At 65.4% G+C, this 17385-nt stretch carries 14 protein-coding genes; 7 read left to right on the top strand and 7 right to left on the bottom strand.

What is annotated here, in order from left to right:
* Nucleotides 1-303 precede the first annotated feature (303 nt).
* Nucleotides 304-765: a hypothetical protein gene (locus tag CUJ90_RS04020; protein ID WP_114162038.1), complete on the top strand. Its 462-nt coding sequence runs from the start codon at nt 304-306 to the stop codon at nt 763-765.
* Nucleotides 766-849: 84 nt separating this feature from the next.
* Here the strand turns inward: CUJ90_RS04020 and CUJ90_RS04015 are convergent, their stop codons facing one another.
* Genes CUJ90_RS04015 through hemC form a run of 3 tightly spaced genes read right to left on the bottom strand, consistent with a single transcriptional unit; the run spans nt 850 to nt 5095 of the window.
* Complete coding sequence (locus CUJ90_RS04015; RefSeq protein ID WP_114162037.1) at nt 850-2040, bottom strand: heme biosynthesis protein HemY; 1191 nt, start codon at nt 2038-2040, stop codon at nt 850-852.
* Nucleotides 2041-2042: 2 nt separating this feature from the next.
* Nucleotides 2043-4085, bottom strand: coding sequence for a fused uroporphyrinogen-III synthase HemD/membrane protein HemX (gene hemDX / locus CUJ90_RS04010; RefSeq protein ID WP_114162036.1), 2043 nt, complete (start codon nt 4083-4085; stop codon nt 2043-2045).
* Nucleotides 4085-5095, bottom strand: coding sequence for a hydroxymethylbilane synthase (gene hemC / locus CUJ90_RS04005; protein WP_083085452.1), 1011 nt, complete (start codon nt 5093-5095; stop codon nt 4085-4087). The genes hemDX and hemC overlap by 1 nt, the downstream gene beginning before the upstream one ends.
* Before the next feature lie 448 nt (nt 5096-5543).
* Between hemC and ppc the strand changes: the two genes are divergently transcribed.
* Nucleotides 5544-8750: a phosphoenolpyruvate carboxylase gene (ppc, locus tag CUJ90_RS04000; protein WP_114162035.1), complete on the top strand. Its 3207-nt coding sequence runs from the start codon at nt 5544-5546 to the stop codon at nt 8748-8750.
* Nucleotides 8751-8875: 125 nt separating this feature from the next.
* Here ppc and CUJ90_RS03995 read toward each other — a convergent pair whose 3' ends face one another.
* Nucleotides 8876-9628: a class I SAM-dependent methyltransferase gene (locus CUJ90_RS03995; RefSeq protein ID WP_114162034.1), complete on the bottom strand. Its 753-nt coding sequence runs from the start codon at nt 9626-9628 to the stop codon at nt 8876-8878.
* 151 nt (nt 9629-9779) lie between these two features.
* Here CUJ90_RS03995 and CUJ90_RS03990 point away from each other — a divergent pair, with 151 nt between their 5' ends.
* A complete protein-coding gene (locus tag CUJ90_RS03990; RefSeq protein ID WP_114162033.1) occupies nt 9780-10592 on the top strand; it encodes a helix-turn-helix transcriptional regulator in 813 nt (270 codons plus the stop codon).
* 133 nt (nt 10593-10725) lie between these two features.
* A complete protein-coding gene (gene argH, locus CUJ90_RS03985) occupies nt 10726-12132 on the top strand; it encodes an argininosuccinate lyase (RefSeq protein ID WP_073430768.1) in 1407 nt (468 codons plus the stop codon).
* A 244-nt stretch (nt 12133-12376) separates the two neighbouring features.
* Here the strand turns inward: argH and CUJ90_RS03980 are convergent, their stop codons facing one another.
* A complete protein-coding gene (locus CUJ90_RS03980; protein WP_073430769.1) occupies nt 12377-12682 on the bottom strand; it encodes an NIPSNAP family protein in 306 nt (101 codons plus the stop codon).
* Between the two features lie 238 nt (nt 12683-12920).
* On the opposite strand from CUJ90_RS03980, the gene CUJ90_RS03975 reads away from it, so the two are divergent.
* From CUJ90_RS03975 to CUJ90_RS03965, 3 genes are all read left to right on the top strand, one after another.
* Nucleotides 12921-13487, top strand: coding sequence for an energy transducer TonB family protein (locus CUJ90_RS03975; RefSeq protein WP_083085463.1), 567 nt, complete (start codon nt 12921-12923; stop codon nt 13485-13487).
* A 523-nt stretch (nt 13488-14010) separates the two neighbouring features.
* Complete coding sequence (locus CUJ90_RS03970; RefSeq protein WP_114162032.1) at nt 14011-15318, top strand: MFS transporter; 1308 nt, start codon at nt 14011-14013, stop codon at nt 15316-15318.
* 91 nt (nt 15319-15409) lie between these two features.
* Nucleotides 15410-15589: a hypothetical protein gene (locus CUJ90_RS03965; RefSeq protein ID WP_114162031.1), complete on the top strand. Its 180-nt coding sequence runs from the start codon at nt 15410-15412 to the stop codon at nt 15587-15589.
* Nucleotides 15590-15678: 89 nt separating this feature from the next.
* Here CUJ90_RS03965 and CUJ90_RS32795 read toward each other — a convergent pair whose 3' ends face one another.
* The gene (locus tag CUJ90_RS32795; RefSeq protein ID WP_167363299.1) at nt 15679-15816 is read right to left on the bottom strand and encodes a hypothetical protein; all 138 of its coding nucleotides are present in this window, start codon (nt 15814-15816) and stop codon (nt 15679-15681) included.
* A 550-nt stretch (nt 15817-16366) separates the two neighbouring features.
* A complete protein-coding gene (waaC, locus tag CUJ90_RS03960; protein WP_073430773.1) occupies nt 16367-17371 on the bottom strand; it encodes a lipopolysaccharide heptosyltransferase I in 1005 nt (334 codons plus the stop codon).
* Between the last annotated feature and the right edge of the window lie 14 nt (nt 17372-17385).

The following is a 17385-nucleotide window of genomic DNA, read 5'->3' as shown; positions in this document are numbered from 1 at the left end:
AGACATTTAGCCCACCAGGTTGAATGCAACCAAGGTCGCCTCCCTTATAATTACCTGGTCGCCGGGAAACACCCAGCGACCAGGTTTAGCAGCCTGTGATTTCACCCGCACACCCGCCTTGGCGGGTCGTGCGTCTACCTCCGCACGCCTGTTTTCAATGGGCGGGCCGTGGTGGGGGAGCCGCAAGGCTCGCCGGTTTTGGTGAAATCCCGGTCTGCTAACCCCGCTAACGTGCCCGCTCACCCCTTCCGCCAAAAAGGCAAGTGTCCGGGCGATCCAAAGAAGCAACAGGGAGATCGCACCATGACCAGGTCCGTCAAAAATCAACCGGCTTCGCGTCCGCCTGTCGACGCACTTCAGTACGAAAAGCTTGCCCTTTCCGCGTTCGAGCTATGCGACCGACAGGTCGGTCAACTGGACACGTTGATCACGCTCGCGGCTTCGATAGTGAAAAATCCCGCGATCACGCGCGACGAAAGACAGCGACAAAGAACGCTCATCGAATTGCTCGTAGACACGGCGGAGCAGTATCAACAGGAACTCGAATGCGACCGTGAGCTGTTCCAGGTCATTGCTCTAGACGCGAAGGGCGTCCCGCATAGGCGCATCACGGCACATCATGCAGCGAAGTTGCTGGCCGAGGCATCGCAGAGAGGAAAAGCACCTGTCACCGAGGCCAACGCAAAAGCAAGCGCAACCGCTTCCCAGCGCAAAAACCCATCCGCGAAAACCGCCGTCACGTTAGCCACCGCCACCGTGCAGTAACCGGCTGCCGTAAAAAAAGACCGAAAAAAACAATGGCCGGCAACGCCGGCCATTCAAGATGACATCCATCGCGCAACGCAACCGTCAAACGATATTCATCGCCAACGCACTCTCGCGATAATGCTGGCTCGCCTTGTCCGCATCGCCGAGTTGTTCATGCAAGCGCGCCAACGCGCGATGCGAACGAATCTTCAACGTCTCGTTATCGGCGAGTTTCAGCGCGCGCTCGAGGAACGATTGCGCCTTGCCCCACAGTTGCTGATGCAGACACAAGCGGCCCAACGCGAACAGCAAGTCCGCATCTTCCGGGCGATCCTTCTGCCATGCCTCGGCCTTCTGGATCAACGGCAACGCATCGCCTCCGGCCGTGTCGGGATAACGGCGCAGCAAGCGCGCGTCCCAGTTCTGCGCGAGCGCCTCCTCGACGATCTTGCGCGCCTCCTGCGGACGATTCAGCGCCACCAGCAGTTCAGCGGCGAGATCGGCGAGACGCGGCGAATGACGCTCGGTAGGCGTGAGCGAATGCCACAACTCCAGCAGCGCATCGGCGTTATGACGCCGGTCGCGCAACAAATTCTCCGCCGCCAGTTGACGCAAACGCACCGCCACCGCCGGATGAATTGCCTCGCGTTTTTCCAGCGTCTTGACGAGCTTGAGCACCTCGCCCCAGTTCTTCAACTGCTGTTGCGCGCGCAGCATGATCTGCTGCGCGTGAATCCGCCGCGCGCCCTGCGACTGCATTTCAGTGAGCGCGGTGAGCGCGCCGTCCGCGTCGCGGCCGTCGGCGCGCATGTCGGCGGTAGCCATCAGGCGCGCGTCCTGCCAGTCGGCTTCCTCGATCTGCGCGAGCCATTCGTCGCGCCGCGCATATTCATGCATGCGATGCGCCGCGGTGGCCGCGATCAAGCCGGCCGCGCCCTTGTTGTCGCCGTTCGCGAGCGCATCCTTCGCGGCCTTCTCGGCACGCGAGAAACGCCCGGCGTACAGATTGCCGATCGCGTCACGCAGCGCGGCGTGCGCCTTTGCGACCCGCGAGCGCGCACGGTAGGCGGCCACCCGCTGCGGCATGCGCCAGATATTGCGGACAATGCGCAGCAGCGCGTAGAGCAGGATGAACAGCACCACCAGCCCGACCACGAACAGATTCAGCGAGATGTCGACGCGGTACGGCGGATAGATCAGCAGCACCTGCCCCGTGTCGAAGCGACCGACCACCGCCAGCACCACCGCGACGGCGAACAGCAACGCGAGCCATAGAAGTCCCCGGATCGCCATGATTAACCTCGGCTCCGGTATTGATTGACGGCTTGCAAACTCGTGTTCAGATTCGGCAGTTCAACCGCGGCCGAGCCGGCATCCACCTGTTTGAGCAGGTCGGCCACGGTCTGCGTGTTCTTCGACGAATTGTCGAAGTAGCGCGTGAGTGCGGCATCCGCCGCGTGCAGGTCGGACTTCAGCGTGGTCTGGTTGCGCGAGAGCAGCGCGAGGCGCGCGGACAGCAAGCGCATCTTCAGATTCTCGCGCACGAAGTAGCCTTGATCGGGCGCGACCAGCATCGCGTCGGCGTTGTCGATGCGGCGCACTTGTACGAGGCTCGTCAACTGCTGGCCGATGCCGCTGGAGACTTCGCGCCACCACACCTTCCAGCGCGGCTCGCCGGTGGCCGCGGCCACCTTGGCGGTGTCGGTCCACGTGGCGGCCTTCGGCGTGGCGCGGGCGATCGGCGCCTCGCCGGAAAGCGGCAAGCTGTCGACCTGGTCGATCGCGTTGTCGAGCTTGATGGCGAGGCCGGTCAAGTCGGTGGAGGGCGCCGCCTTCAGCTTGTCGATGTCTTGCGCGATCGCCTTGCGCACCGCCACCACTTGCGCGTTGTCCGACGCGGCGAGTCGCGTGTCGGCGCTTTGCAGCGCGAACAGCGCGAGTTGCGTGTTGCCGGTGAGCTGCAACTGCTGGCTCGCGGCCGAGAGCATCTGGCCGACTTCGGCGAGCGTCCAGTCGTCGCGATTGCGCGCGAGATCGGCGTATTGCTGTTGCAACGCCTGGTGCGCGGCTTGCGTATCGGCGAGCTTGCCTTCGAGCTGCGCGACGTGCGCGTCCGCTTGATGAACCGTGGCGAGCGCCTGTTCGGTCTTGATGCGCAGTTCGTTGGTCTGCGTGTCGTTGGCTTGCTGGCGCTGCGCGAGTTGCTGCTCGGCGCGCTCCACCTTGCGGTTGAGCGCATAGCCGCCCACGCCCGCGGCGCAAGCAATGATCATGACGACAAACCACAGCAGCGGTCCGCTCGCGCTGCGGCGCTTTTGCGCTTCATAGGGCGTGAAGGGTTGATTCGGCGGCAACCCGCTGCTCGCGGCGGGCTGGGGTGAAGCGTTCGTGGATGCGTTCGTTTCTGTCATGCGTGATTTAGCCGGTGAGTGAGCCGGGTTGGACGGTACCGGTTTAACTGCGGAAGGTGCGGCTGCGGGTGCGGCGGCCGATGCGGCTGCAAGCAAGGCGCGAGCGATGCGCTCGTCGCCCGCGCCGGACACCGTAATGCTATCAAAACCCAATGCCCGCGCGGTCTGCGCGATACGGGGATGCGGCGTGACGAGCGCGGCGTGTTTGAGCTGCGCGAGTTCGTCGGCGGTGAGATGTTCCTGCGCGAGTTCGTGCAGATTGCGCACGCCTTCCGAACTGGTCAGCAGCCACGCATGCGGCGCGCCGGCGAGCAGTTCGTGTACGCGCGCCCATGCGCCGATCGACGGTTCCGGCACGAGTCGCCGATACGCGGCGACCGTTTCGACTTCGGCGCCCGCTTCACGCAGACGCTCGGCCAGCCACTCTCGGCCGCCGTCGCCGCGCACGATCAGCACGCGCTTGCCTTCGAGATTCGCCGCGCCGAGCGCGGCATCGATCGCCGCGAACAGGCCCTCGGAATCGAAGCGCCCGTTGTCGTCATCGGCGCCGGAGGCCGGGCTGATCACGTTGTACGCCGGCGCGGCGACGCCGTGGCGCACCAGCGCCTGCACGCTGCCCGGCCCGACCACGCCGATCGGCAGCGCATGCGGCCAGATCGTGCCGCTTTTGGCAAAGGCGTGATCGATGGCGTTCGGCGAGACGAACACCACCAGCGCATAGCGTTCGAGTGAAGCCAGCGCGGCGCGCAACGGCGCTTCGTCGGCAACGGGCGCGATGTCGATCAGCGGGAAATCCAGCGTGACGATGCCGGCCGCCGCGAGCCGCGCGGCGAGTTCGCTCGACTGACCGGCCGGCCGCGTAATCACGACCGTGAACGCCGCGCGCGCGGCGGATGACGAAGTGTTGCCGAAAGTGTCGGCGGTCATCACTCGCCGGTCACCGCGCTGTCTGTCGAACCGGAGGCCGACGCGGGACCGCTCGCCGTGCTCAGCGCGCGGACGATCTCCATCGCGCCTTGCTGTTCGAGCGCGCTCGCCACTTGCTGGCCGAGCGCGATCGCGCGTTCGACGTTGGGCGCGGGCGCCGAGGCCTGCGCGCTCAACACGCGTTGCCCGTCGGGCGTGGCGACGATGCCGCGCAGATGCAGCGCGCCGTCGTGCCACATGGCATAGGCCGCGAGCGGCACCTCGCAACTGCCGCCGAGCACGCGCGACACCATGCGCTCCGCTTCGACGGCCAGCGCCGTATGTTCGTGATGCAGCGGCGCGAGCCAGGCCGCGAGGTCGGCGCGATCGGCGCGGATCTCGATGCCGAGCGCGCCCTGACCGGCGGCGGGCAAGCTGTCCTCGGGATCGAGCAGCGCGCGGATGCGCGCCTCGAGACCCAAACGCTTCAAACCGGCCGCGGCCAGAATGATCGCCGCATAGTCGCCGCGATCGAGTTTCGACAGACGCGTATCCAGATTGCCGCGCAGCGGCCGCACCACGAGGTGCGGATAACGGATGCGCAGCATCGCCTCGCGGCGCAGGCTGGAGGTGCCGACCACCGCGCCGGCCGGCAGCGCGGCAAGCGAGCCGTAATCGTTGGAGACGAGCGCGTCGCGCGGGTCCTCGCGTTCCATGATGGTGGACAGCGCAAAGCCCGCGGGCAATTCCATCGGCACGTCCTTGAGCGAGTGCACGGCGAGGTCGGCGCGGCCGTCGGCGAGAGCGGCTTCCAGCTCCTTCACGAAGAGGCCCTTGCCGCCCACCTTCGACAAGGTGCGATCGAGAATTTGATCGCCGCGCGTCGTCATTCCGAGGATTTTTACGTCACAAGATGGATATAATTTGTGCAGCGCACATCGCACATGCTCCGCTTGCCACATGGCCAGGCGGCTCTCTCGCGACGCAATCACAAGCGTGTGGGGTGGCGTGGAAAACGTCTCGGTGTTCATTAGCTTGCTGATCGAATGACGGGGTGTAATAACAAACAATGTTAGCACGCGCCCTGGGGTCCGCCCCGGCCTCTGCCCCTGTTTCCAGCCTTATGTCATGGGGCGCGGCGGGGCGCCGTGCTGGCGCGGTATCGATGGAGGAGACGGGCCTCACGCGGCGCGCGCCTGCCCCATTCCCGCCTGATCACGCACGGTCGTTCGCGCACCGGAGCTCGGCATGCGGGATGATGCAACGCGGCGCAACGTGCCGATCGCGCAAGTGCAAGCCTCATGAAAGCAACGAGGCGCGCCGCATGTCGCGCAACGCGCGGCCACCCTCTCCGCGTATCGCCATCGGCGCATACCGTGTCGCGCAGTTCAGATTGCTGTTCACGTTGCAGTTCATAGTGCAGTTCCGCAGTAGCAGTTCATCACTCAACAGACCCTGGCTTCCCTGAGGAAACCCATCGTGACGTCTTCCGGATCGGCGCGCCCTGCCCGCCGCAACACTGCATCGCCCAACGCTTGCGCGGCCGACGCCGCCACGGCCACCGCCGCTTCTTCCACTTCCGCCGCTCAGTCGATACCGGCCAAACGCGCCCGCCACACCACGCTGGCCGCCAATGCCGCTAAAACGCCGAAGGCCGCCAAAACCTCGGTGCCCGTCAAGACGGAAAAAGCACAGAAAGCGGTGAAGACGGCCAGGACCGCCAAGGCGACGCAAGCCGCGAACGCCGCCCACGCACTGAAACCGGCCACGACGAAAGCCCCGAAGGTCAAAGCGGTGGCCAACGGTGCCGACAAAGCACCCATGCTGGAAGCCGTGTCGACCGAGACGATCTCGCCCGCGCCGAAAAACAACGGCCGCACGCGCGACGACAAAGACCACCCGCTGTTCCAGGACATCCGTTACCTCGGGCGCCTGCTCGGCGACGTGCTGCGCGAGCAGGAAGGCGACGCGGTGTTCGACGTGGTCGAAACGATCCGCCAGAACGCCGTGCGCTTTCGCCGCGAGGACGACAGCGCCGCCGCGCAGACGCTCGACAAGAAGCTGCGTTCGCTCAGCCCCGAGCAGACGGTCAGCGTGGTGCGCGCATTCAGCTACTTCTCGCACCTCGCGAACATCGCCGAGGACCGCCACCGCAATCGCCGTCACCGGATTCACGAACTCGCCGGCTCCACCTCGCAACCGGGCACCATCGCTCACGCGCTGGAACGGCTCGTCGAGGCGGGCGCCGCCGCGACGCCGGTATTGCAGCAGTTCTTCAACGAAGCGCTGATCATGCCCGTGCTGACCGCGCACCCCACCGAAGTGCAGCGCAAGAGCATTCTCGACGCGCAGCACGACGTCGCGCGTCTGCTCGCGGAACGCGATCAGCCGTTGACCGACCGCGAGCGCGCGCACAACGAAGCGATGCTGCGCGCGCGCGTCACGTCGCTCTGGCAAACGCGCATGCTGCGCGACTCGCGCCTGACCGTCGCCGATGAAATCGAAAACGCGCTGTCGTATTACCGCGCGACCTTCCTCGAGGAAATCCCCGCGCTCTACGCCGATATCGAAGACGCGCTCACCGAGCACGGCCTCGCCGCGCGCCTGCCGCCGTTCTTCCAGATGGGTAGCTGGATCGGCGGCGACCGCGACGGCAATCCCAACGTCACCGCCGAAACGCTCGAACACGCCATCGACCGCCAGGCCGCGGTGATCTTCGAGCACTATCTGGAGCAGGTGCACAAGCTGGGCGCGGAGTTGTCGGTGTCGAACCTGCTGGCCGGCGCCAGCGACGCGCTGAAGGAACTCGCGGCCGCCTCGCCCGACCAGTCGCCGCATCGCACGGACGAGCCGTATCGGCGCGCGCTGATCGGCATGTACACGCGGCTCGCGGCGAGCGCGCGCGTGCGCCTCGGCGAAGGCAGCGTGCCGCTGCGCAGCGCGGGCCGCGGCGCGGCGCCGGTGCGCGCCAAGCCGTATGGCGACTCCGCCGAATTCGTGCGCGATCTGCACGTGCTGATCGATTCGCTCGCCGAGCATCACGGCGCGCCGCTCGCGGCCCCGCGCCTGTCGCCGCTCGCGCGCGCCGCCGAAGTGTTCGGCTTCCATCTGGCGAGCATCGACCTGCGTCAAAGCTCGGACATTCACGAAGCGGTGATCGCCGAACTGTTCAAGCGTGCCGGCGTCGAGAGCAACTACGCGGCGCTTTCCGAGGACGACAAGCTCAAGGTGCTGCTCGCCGAACTGGCCCAGCCGCGTCCGCTGCGTCTGCCGTATGCCGAGTATTCCGACCTCGTGAAGAGCGAACTCGGCGTGCTGGAAGAAGCCCGCATCACGCGCGAGAAATTCGGCGCGCGCGCGGTGCGCAACTACATCATTTCGCACACGGAGACCGTCAGCGATCTGGTCGAAGTGATGCTGCTGCAAAAGGAAACCGGCCTGCTGCGCGGGCGTCTGGGCGACGCGCACGCTCCGGCGAAAGCGGGCCTGATGGTGATTCCGCTGTTCGAGACGATCCCCGACTTGCGCAACGCGCCGCACATCATGCGCGATCTGATCGCGCTGCCGGGCGTCGATGCGCTGATCGAACATCAGGGCAACGAGCAGGAAGTCATGCTCGGCTATTCGGACAGCAACAAGGACGGCGGCTTCCTCACGTCGAACTGGGAGCTGTATCGCGCCGAACTCGCGCTGGTGTCGCTCTTCAACGAGCGCGGCATCACGCTGCGCCTGTTCCATGGACGCGGCGGCACCGTCGGCCGCGGCGGCGGTCCGACCTATCAGGCGATTCTGTCGCAGCCGCCGGGCACCGTCGACGGGCAGATCCGCTTGACCGAGCAAGGCGAAGTGATCGCCAGCAAGTTCGGCAATCCGGAAATCGGCCGGCGCAATCTGGAAATCGTGGTGGCCGCGACGCTCGAAGCGTCGTTGCTGCCGCATGGCAACGCGCCGGCGCAACTGCCGGTGTTCGAGGAGACCATGCAGCAATTGTCCGACGCGGCGATGGCCTCCTATCGCGCGCTGGTCTACGAAACGCCTGGCTTCAAGGAGTATTTCTTCGAGTCGACGCCGATCTCGGAGATCGCCGAACTCAACATCGGCAGCCGTCCGGCGTCGCGCAAGCTGCAAGACCCGAAGCAACGCAAGATCGAGGACCTGCGCGCGATTCCGTGGGGCTTCTCGTGGGGCCAATGCCGTTTGCTGCTGACCGGCTGGTACGGCTTCGGCAGCGCGGTGGCCGCGCACCTGGACAGCGCGCCGAGCGATGCCGAACGCACGCGCCGCCTCGCGCTGCTGAAGAAAATGTATAAGACGTGGCCGTTCTTCTCGACGCTGCTCTCGAACATGGACATGGTGCTGGCGAAAACCGACCTCGCGGTCGCGTCGCGCTATGCGCAACTCGTGTCGGACAAGAAGCTGCGCAAACATGTGTTCGAGCGGATCGTCGCGGAATGGGAGCGCACGTCGAACGCGTTGTCGGAGATCACCGGCAAGAGCGAGCGGCTCGCGGAGAATCCGCTGCTCGCGCGTTCAATCAAGAATCGCTTTCCGTATCTCGATCCGTTGAATCACTTGCAAGTGGAACTGCTCAAGCGTCACCGCGCGGGCGATACCAACGCGCGCGTGCGGCGCGGGATTCATTTGTGCATCAACGGGATTGCGGCGGGGTTGCGTAATACGGGTTGAGCCTGCGTTGAGGCAGGCGGCGCCCGTTCGAGGTCGCTCGTAGCGGCGGCAATGACAAAGCCGGGGGCGAAGCAGTTCGCGTCCGGCTTTGTCGTTTGTGGAGCGGCGGCACGCTCGATGCGCTTTTAGTGCGCCTGCACCATCAGCGCGTCGAGCTTGAACGAGCCATCTTCACGCACGTCGAAATACTCGCGCACTTCATCGGGCGAATGTGTCCACAGCGAGCGAATCGCCACCACGCGCGGTTCCGGCGTGCGCATGCGCGCCACCCACGAGCCGAACTCGATGTCGATGCGCCAACGCTCGCGAATCGATGCGCTGAAACCCGCCGCTTCGAAAAACGCGATCCATTCGTCGGCGCGGTAATCGCGGATATGCGAGCCGTCGCGCAACAGTTCGACCGCCTGGATATGCGTGTCGAGCAACGGATGATCGCTGCCGGCGATGTCGACGAACAACACCTTGCCGCCCGGCTTCAGCACGCGCCGCACTTCGGCGAGCGCAAGCGGCACGTCGTGCCAGTGATGCGCGCTCATCCGGCTGATCGCCCAGTCGAACGAATGGTCGTCGAACGGCAGCGTTTCGGCGGCGCCCTGCCGCGTGCGGATGTTCGGGAGACCGCGTTCCTTCGCCGCGCCTTCCACCGTCGCCAGCATGGGCGGCGCGATGTCGTAGGCGACGACCTCCCTCGCGTGCGGCGCGACCGCGAAACTCGCGTGGCCCGCGCCGCAGCCCATGTCGAGCACCGTCGCGTCGGGCGTCGCCGCGATCGCTTCGGCCAGCGTCCGCAGATCGGCGCCGCTCGCATGGGTCGGACTCATCAAATACGCGGCGGCGGTCGAGCCGAAGGCGTCGGCGACCTGATCGTGGTGCTTCATGGAAGACTCCGTTTATCCAGGTGGGGTTGCTCGGAACGGCATCGCGCCGTGCCTGCCGCTACAATAGAGCCCGCCATGTACCAGTACAAGTTAAGCAATTATTCTGGTATCAATCACACCCCCTAATGCCTCCACGCGCTGCCCGATCAGAATGACCACGCCGTCCACCGCCGACAACCCGCCGCCGCTCGACGCCACGCCAGCCCGCGCGCTCGGCGACTTCATCCGCGCTCATCGCGAACGGCTCACGCCGCAAGCGGTCGGCCTGCCGCCCGGCCCGCGCCGCCGCACGCCGGGCTTGCGGCGCGAGGAAGTCGCGCAACTGTGCGGCGTGAGCCCGACCTGGTACACGTGGATCGAGCAAGGCCGGCCGGTTTCCGCCTCCGCCGACGCGCTCGCGCGGATCGCCGTCGCGCTGCAACTGTCGCGCGCCGAGCGGGCTTATCTGTTCGAACTGGCCGCCCAGCGCGATCCGGCCGAGCCCGATCCGGCCGCCGCCGACGCGCCCGCCACGCTGCTCGAAACCGTGCAGCTCGTGAACGCGCCGGCCTACGTGCTCGACCGCCAGTGGAATGCGCTCGCCTGGAACGAGCGCGCCGCCGACCTGTTCGTCGGCTGGCTGGACGGCGCGCACGACCGCAATCTGCTGCGTTTCACCTTCACCGAGCCGGCCGCGCGCGAGTTGATCGTCGACTGGGAAACGCGCGCGCGGCGCCTCGCCGCCGAATTCCGCGCCGACTCGATCCGCCACCTGAACGACGCGCCCACGCGCGCGCTGATCGACTCGCTCAGCGCCGCCAGCGACGCGTTCGCACGCTTCTGGGCGTCGCAGGACGTGGGCGGCCGTGAAGGCGGGCGGCGCGAGTTCAATCATCCGCGCGAGGGCCGCATCGTCTACGACCAGATCACCTTCAAACCCGCGCATCGCGAAGACCTGAAGCTGGTGGTGCTGGTGCGGGAATAGGCGAGTGTTAAAATCTTGGCCTTTGCCGGTTTCTTCGTTTCGGCGGCGCATTTAGCGTATCCGGCGTGCCTAAGGTACGTGTATCCAACCAGGCGCCGTCAGCCTCTCACCGCTCGTTCAACTGCCCAACACCATGACGTCCCAACTGCACAAAAAAGGCGAAGCCTGGTCGGCTCGCTTCTCGGAGCCGATGTCGGAACTCGTCAAACGCTACACGTCGTCGGTTTTCTTCGACAAGCGTCTCGCGCTCGTCGACATCGAAGGGTCGCTCGCGCACGCCTCGATGCTGGCCGCGCAGAAGATCATCGCCGCCGACGACCTCGCCGCGATCCAACGCGGCATGGCGCAGATCAAGGGTGAAATCGAGCGCGGCGAATTCGAGTGGCAGCTCGATCTGGAAGACGTTCATCTGAACATCGAAGCGCGCCTGACCGCGCTGATCGGCGACGCGGGCAAGCGCCTGCACACCGGCCGCTCGCGCAACGACCAGGTCGCGACGGACATCCGGCTGTGGCTGCGCGGCGAGATCGACCGCATCGGCGGCCTGCTCACGCAATTGCGCACCGCCCTGCTCGACATGGCGGAGAAAAACGCGTCCACCATCATGCCGGGCTTCACGCATCTGCAGGTCGCGCAGCCGGTCACGTTCGGCCATCATCTGCTCGCCTATGTCGAAATGTTTTCGCGCGACGCCGAGCGCATGCTCGATTGCCGCAAGCGCGTGAACCGTCTGCCGCTGGGCGCGGCGGCGCTCGCCGGCACCAGCTATCCGATCGACCGTCACGCGGTGGCGAAAACGCTGGGCTTCGACGGCATCTGCGCGAATTCGCTCGACGCCGTCTCCGATCGCGACTTCGCGATCGAATTCACGGCCGCGTCGGCGCTGATCATGACGCACGTGTCGCGCTTCTCGGAAGAGCTGGTGCTGTGGATGAGCCCGCGCGTCGGCTTCATCGATCTGGCCGACCGCTTCTGCACCGGTTCGTCCATCATGCCGCAGAAGAAGAACCCGGACGTGCCGGAACTCGCGCGCGGCAAGACGGGCCGCGTGAACGGTCATCTGATCGCGCTGCTCACGCTGATGAAAGGTCAGCCGCTCGCGTACAACAAAGACAATCAGGAAGACAAGGAGCCGCTGTTCGACACGGTCGATACGGTAGCCGACACGCTGCGCATCTTCGCTGAAATGGTCGCCGGCATCTCGGTCAAGCCGCAAGCGATGCGCGACGCCGCGCTGCAAGGCTTCTCGACGGCAACCGATCTGGCCGACTACCTCGTCAAGCGCGGCCTGCCGTTCCGCGACGCACACGAAGCGGTCGCGCTGGCCGTGCGCGTGTGCGCGGATCGCGGCTGCGATCTGGCGGATCTGACGCTCGACGAAATGCGCGCGGAACTGCCGAACGTCGCGCAACTGATCGGCGAGGACGTGTTCTCGTATCTGACGCTGGAAGGTTCGGTGGCGAGCCGCAATCATCCGGGCGGCACCGCGCCGGAGCAGGTGCTGGCCGCCGTGAAGGCTGCGCGGGAAGCGTTGAAGTAACGCTAGTTTCGAAGACAGGCACCAAAGCGCAAGGAAAGGCGAACTCATCGACGGGTTCGCCTTTTTCGTTTGTGCGCCGCGACGCCGGACCGATTGCGCAAGGCGCCGCACAAAAGAAAGCCCGCGCGAAGCGGGCTAAATGAAAGACTTCCACCGATGCCTCTCGAAAGAGGCCATCGCAGTGTAGGCGCGTTTGCGCCATACACAAATCCGGCCAAATTTCGGCGCGTTACAGCGCATGCATTCAGCTGAAAACCGGCCGGAAAAAACTGCGTTCGTAACTGACGATACAGCGCGTTTGTTCCGCATACGCAAATGCGGCCTGGCACTCGGGATCGTCCATCGACTCGATGCGGTAAGCCTCATACGCCGCGAGCGATTCGAACGTGAACATCGCGAGCGCGACATTGTTCGTGCCTTCGGACGGCAGGAAATAGCCGTGATGCCGTCCGCCGAATTTCTCGACCAGCGGAATCCACAGCTTGCCGTAGTGCTCGAACTCTTTCAGCTTGTACGGATCGACGATGTAGCGCAAATAGCAAGTGACCATGATGTCGGTTCGTTCGGTAATGGACAGAACCGGATGGTATGTCAATTCGTGCGCGAGTTGAATCGCTCAGCCGCTTTCGCGGCATGCGACAGAACGATATGCCAGGACCTCGCGCAGCAATCCGCGAGCCCGCACCATGCCATGAACCTGCGCCGGCATACAGGGCGAACGCCAATTGAATCCTCGCGCGTTTTGGCTACCATCAACTTTAGAACAATCACTTGTCGTTGCCACGGCCATGCATACCCGCTCACGTTATCCTCGGCGCGTCACCGGATGCGTCGCTTCACACGTTTGCGCGGTGGCTGCGCCGCGCGTCTCTTCACTGCATGTGCGCGGTTCCGCCGGGGCTCGTGCGCTAACGGCGGCGTTGGCCATCGTCGTAGCGGGCTGCACGTTCACGCCGCCGCAACGTCCCGTCGTCACCACGCCGGCCGCGGCGGTCAACAGTTTGACCCTCGACCAGTATCGCGAAGCCGTCGCGAAACGCATCGTCGAACGCAATCCTTCCTATGTGCTGCGCGGCACGCCGCAAGCGATGCTGCGCTCGCTGGTGGTGGTGTCGTTCACGGTCGACCGCAACGGGCATGTGGTGCAATCGTCGGTCTATCGCAGCAACGGCGACGACGAAGCGGAGAGCACCGCGCTCGCCACCTTGCGGCGCGCGGCGCCATTCCCGGAGCCGCCCGGCAAATTGCTGAACGGCCGCGGGCAACTCGAACTGTTCGAAGACTGGCTTTTCAACGACAACGGCAAGTTCCAGTTGCGCCAACTCGCATCGCCGCAAGCGTTGACCATTGATTGAACACGCTATCGGCATGGCAACGCGCGCACGGCAAGTCGCGCGCTGCCTTGCTGCGTGGCAGTCACGCTCGCTATAATTTTTCGATTCCCCGCGCCGGAGTCTTCCGGCATTGGCTCACGCCGCCCGCTCATCCGCCGGCGCGGCGCAAGCCCGATTGCAGCGTTGCCGCGCCATCCGCGCGCCGCCTGCTTGATGCACGCTTCCCGATGCACGCACGATGCACGACGCATGCGAAGCCTGATCGCGGCGATCCGTGCGGTGCATCGACCGGCCGCCTCACAGCCCGCACGCGTCGCGCACCTCGCCGGGTTATTTCCCTGGTATGGCCGCTTTCGTGGGCGAGTTTTGCCGGCTGCCGTTGTAAGCTGTTGCCGCATTGCCAGCGCCGCGCGTGGCCGCATGTCGCCTTGAACAAACCGGCGCGCGACGCGCAAGCGCATGACCCCGAAAAACCGCCGAGCGACCGCGCCAGCGTGCGACGAAGCACGGCGCCCGACGGCATCACGACACATGGAGACCCTGCATGTCCACTTCGCCGATTTCCGCGGCCCAGCCCGACGCAGCCGGGCAGAACAATAGCGCGCGAATCATCTTCGCGAGCTTCATCGGCACCGCGATCGAGTTCTACGATTTCTACGTCTACGCGACCGCCGCGGCGCTCGTCATCGGGCCGGTGTTTTTCCCGCACGGCTCGGCCACCGCGCAGGCACTGTCGGCCTTCGTCACGTTCGGCATCGCGTTCGTCGCGCGACCGATCGGCTCGTTCCTGTTCGGCCACTTCGGCGACCGGATCGGTCGCAAGTCGACGCTGGTCGCCTCGCTGCTGGTGATGGGCGTGTCGACCACGCTGATCGGCTTCGTGCCCGGCTACGACGCGATCGGCAGCCTGGCGCCGATCCTGCTGTGCATCTTGCGCTTCGGCCAGGGCATCGGCCTCGGCGGCGAATGGGGCGGCGCGGCGTTGCTCGCCACCGAGAACGCGCCGGCCGGCAAGCGCGGCTGGTTCGGCATGTTTCCGCAACTGGGACCGTCGGTCGGCTTTCTCGCTTCCAACGGTCTGTTCTTCGCGCTGGCTTTGTCGCTCACCGACGAGCAGTTCCGCAGTTGGGGCTGGCGCGTGCCGTTCATCGTCAGCGCGGTGCTGGTCTTGCTCGGGCTGTACGTGCGTTTGAAAATCGCCGAGACGCCGGCCTTCCAGGCGGCGATCGAGCGCAAGGAGCGCGTGAAGGTGCCGATCGCCACGCTGCTCTCGCAGCACTGGCTGCCGACGCTGCTCGGCGCGCTCGCGATGGTGGTCTGCTACACGCTGTTCTACAACGCCACGACGTTTTCGCTGTCCTACGGCGTCTCCGTGCTGCATATTCCGCGGCAGACGTTCCTCGGGCTGCTGTGCATCGCCGTGGTGTTCATGGCGCTCGCCACGCCGCTGTCGGCCTGGGCGAGCGACCGCTATGGCCGCAAGCCGGTGCTGATGGTCGGCATCGTCGCGGCGATCCTGTCGGGCTTCACGATGGCGCCGCTGCTCGGCAGCGGACAGACGCAGCTCGTGCTGCTGTTCCTCGTGATCGAACTGTTCCTGATGGGCGTGACCTTCGCGCCGATGGGCGCGCTGCTGCCCGAGCTTTTCCCCACCAACGTGCGTTATACCGGCGCGGGCGTGTCGTACAACCTCGGCGGGATTCTCGGCGCATCGGTCGCGCCGTATATCGCGCAGATGCTGGCCGCGCGCGGCGGGCTGCCGTGGGTCGGCGCGTATGTGTCGATCGCGGCGGCGGTCAGCATGATCGGCGTGCTGTGCATGCGCGAGACGCGCGACACGCGGTTGATGTAACGACGCGCGCCAACGTGATTCCCCGTCTTGCGCGTCTTTTTGACTTGCCTATACTCGTTTCCAAAGACCCTAAGGCAAGCAGGGAGGCTGGATGAGTATTCATCTCCACAACGCGGATATCGTGATGATCATCGCGCTGGCGCTGCTATGCGCATTATTGCTGGCGTTGCGCTTTCGCCCGGCGACCTGGAAGGGCATCGTCGTCGAGGCGCTGGCGGCGAACGCGGCGGCCGTCACGGCCGTGCTCGCATTCGAAATGCTGCTGGCTTGACACGCTTCGGTGCTGCGGCGCCGCACCGGCTTCGCGCTGCATCTGAACCGCGGTTCAGATGCAGCGCGAGCCATCTTTACGCCATACCCTTACCGATAGTAGTAACCGCCGTGATGGTAATAACCGCCACCGCCGTAGTAGTAGCCAGGCGCGGGGGCGACGATGCAGCCGCCGAGTGCCGTGGCGAGCAGCGTGCCGGCGATCAGGGTAAGGATGAGGCGTTTCATGTTGTTCTCCGTCGAGTCAGATTTCATTCGAGCTGAAATCCCGAATGACCCGATTGGACACGACGACGCCCCACGCGGGCGTTGCGATTTGTAAGCGAACATCACGAAGGTGTTACACGCTCCGAACACGTGACAGCGGCGGGGGAAGATGGCCGCCGCGCGCTCACCTCGTAGAGGAACACCGCCTATACTGGTTTAAGGACGTTCCAGCGGCACGAACCCCGCCGGTGGCCGTTTCGCCGCCGGGAGTCAAGTCGGCAAGCGGCGGGTCAGCGCCTTCGCGCACCATGCGCGTGCGGGCGACCCGGCAAAAGAAGTCCGCGCGGCTCATACCGCGCTCAACGAATAGCGACAGATTTAACAGGCGTGTAATGCACGGCGCCTGGTCTGAACCGCCCGGCGCGATCGGCTGACTGACGGCCCATCAATGCCTTTGCGCCCGTAGTTCCCCGACGCGGGCGCTTTCTGGAGGCGTTACGCGGCAATGCCCATTCGGGCTGACTGCGCGTCGCGCCTCTATTTTTTGGCAAACGATTGCCGGACCCGGCGTTCAGGCGGTGGTCGAGCCGTGCTGTAAATCGGCGACACGCGGCTCGCCATGCACGTAGTCGATCGCCTCGAGCGCGGCGCTGATCGGCGGCACCGAATGGCCGTCGCCGATCGAGATCGAACGGAACGGCGACTCGATCCCGCAGTGCGCGGGCGACGTCGACACGAAAATCATCACCGTGCGCTTCTGCAGCGCGTGCGCAAGATGGACGAAGCCGGTGTCGGTGCCGACCACCAGCGCGCACGCGTCGATCATCTGGGCGATGCCGGTCACGCTCATTTTCGGCAAGACGGCCGAGCCCGGCACCTGCGAGGCGATTTGCTCCGCCTCGGCGCGCTCGCCTTCGGAACCCCAAGGCAGCACCACGTGGAAGCCGCGCTGCGTCAATTCACGCCCGACCGCCGCCCAATGGGTCGACGGCCACTTCTTGTCGTCCTTGGAGGTGGCATGAAAGAGCGCCGCGACCGGCGCGCTAATGGACTCGAACGGCGGCCGGGCAGGCTCGGGCAAGCGCAGGTTGTAAATAGGCGGGCCTTCGACCTCGTAGCCGAGCGCTTCACCCGTGCTGATGCGCATGCCGTGCCACGCATTGCATTTCGGACGCGGACCGAAGCGCCCGGTGTAAGCGAACGCCGCGCCGCGCTCGCCGAGGTCTTGCGACTGATAGCCGATCCGCCGCGACGAACGCGCCAGAAAGGCGATGATCGCGCTCTTGTATACGCCGTGAATGTCGATGATGAAATCGTAACGATAGGCGCGCAGTTCCGCGATCGACGCCGCGATCGCCCGGAAATCGCCCCACCGGCGCGCTTTCTTGAAGCGGCGCAACGGCGCGCAAAGCACGCGGTCGACACTCTGGCTCCATTGCACCACTTCGGCGAATGCTTCGTCGGCTGCCCAGTCAACCTGAACGCCGGGATATGCGCGTTTGATGTCGGCCACGACCGGCAACGCCTGCACGATATCGCCGAGTGAGGTGACCTTGACGATAAGGACTCGCTTCATTAATGACCTGTTGG

Origin of the sequence: Paraburkholderia terricola (assembly GCF_003330825.1) — a bacterium.
Taxonomy (GTDB): domain Bacteria; phylum Pseudomonadota; class Gammaproteobacteria; order Burkholderiales; family Burkholderiaceae; genus Paraburkholderia; species Paraburkholderia terricola.
This window is presented reverse-complemented; position numbering and strand designations above follow the sequence as displayed.

Excerpts from the sequence above, each read along its gene's own strand:
- CUJ90_RS04015 (WP_114162037.1), bottom strand. The coding sequence starts at position 2,040 with ATGGCGATCCGGGGACTTCTATGGCTCGCGTTGCTGTTCGCCGTCGCG.
- hemC (WP_083085452.1), bottom strand. The coding sequence starts at position 5,095 with ATGAACACCGAGACGTTTTCCACGCCACCCCACACGCTTGTGATTGCG.
- CUJ90_RS32795 (WP_167363299.1), bottom strand. The coding sequence starts at position 15,816 with ATGAAACGCCTCATCCTTACCCTGATCGCCGGCACGCTGCTCGCCACG.
- CUJ90_RS03965 (WP_114162031.1), top strand. The coding sequence starts at position 15,410 with ATGAGTATTCATCTCCACAACGCGGATATCGTGATGATCATCGCGCTG.
- waaC (WP_073430773.1), bottom strand. The coding sequence starts at position 17,371 with ATGAAGCGAGTCCTTATCGTCAAGGTCACCTCACTCGGCGATATCGTG.
- CUJ90_RS03995 (WP_114162034.1), bottom strand. The coding sequence starts at position 9,628 with ATGAAGCACCACGATCAGGTCGCCGACGCCTTCGGCTCGACCGCCGCC.
- argH (WP_073430768.1), top strand. The coding sequence starts at position 10,726 with ATGACGTCCCAACTGCACAAAAAAGGCGAAGCCTGGTCGGCTCGCTTC.
- CUJ90_RS03970 (WP_114162032.1), top strand. The coding sequence starts at position 14,011 with ATGTCCACTTCGCCGATTTCCGCGGCCCAGCCCGACGCAGCCGGGCAG.
- CUJ90_RS03990 (WP_114162033.1), top strand. The coding sequence starts at position 9,780 with ATGACCACGCCGTCCACCGCCGACAACCCGCCGCCGCTCGACGCCACG.
- CUJ90_RS03980 (WP_073430769.1), bottom strand. The coding sequence starts at position 12,682 with ATGGTCACTTGCTATTTGCGCTACATCGTCGATCCGTACAAGCTGAAA.
- CUJ90_RS03975 (WP_083085463.1), top strand. The coding sequence starts at position 12,921 with ATGCATACCCGCTCACGTTATCCTCGGCGCGTCACCGGATGCGTCGCT.
- CUJ90_RS04020 (WP_114162038.1), top strand. The coding sequence starts at position 304 with ATGACCAGGTCCGTCAAAAATCAACCGGCTTCGCGTCCGCCTGTCGAC.
- hemDX (WP_114162036.1), bottom strand. The coding sequence starts at position 4,085 with ATGACCGCCGACACTTTCGGCAACACTTCGTCATCCGCCGCGCGCGCG.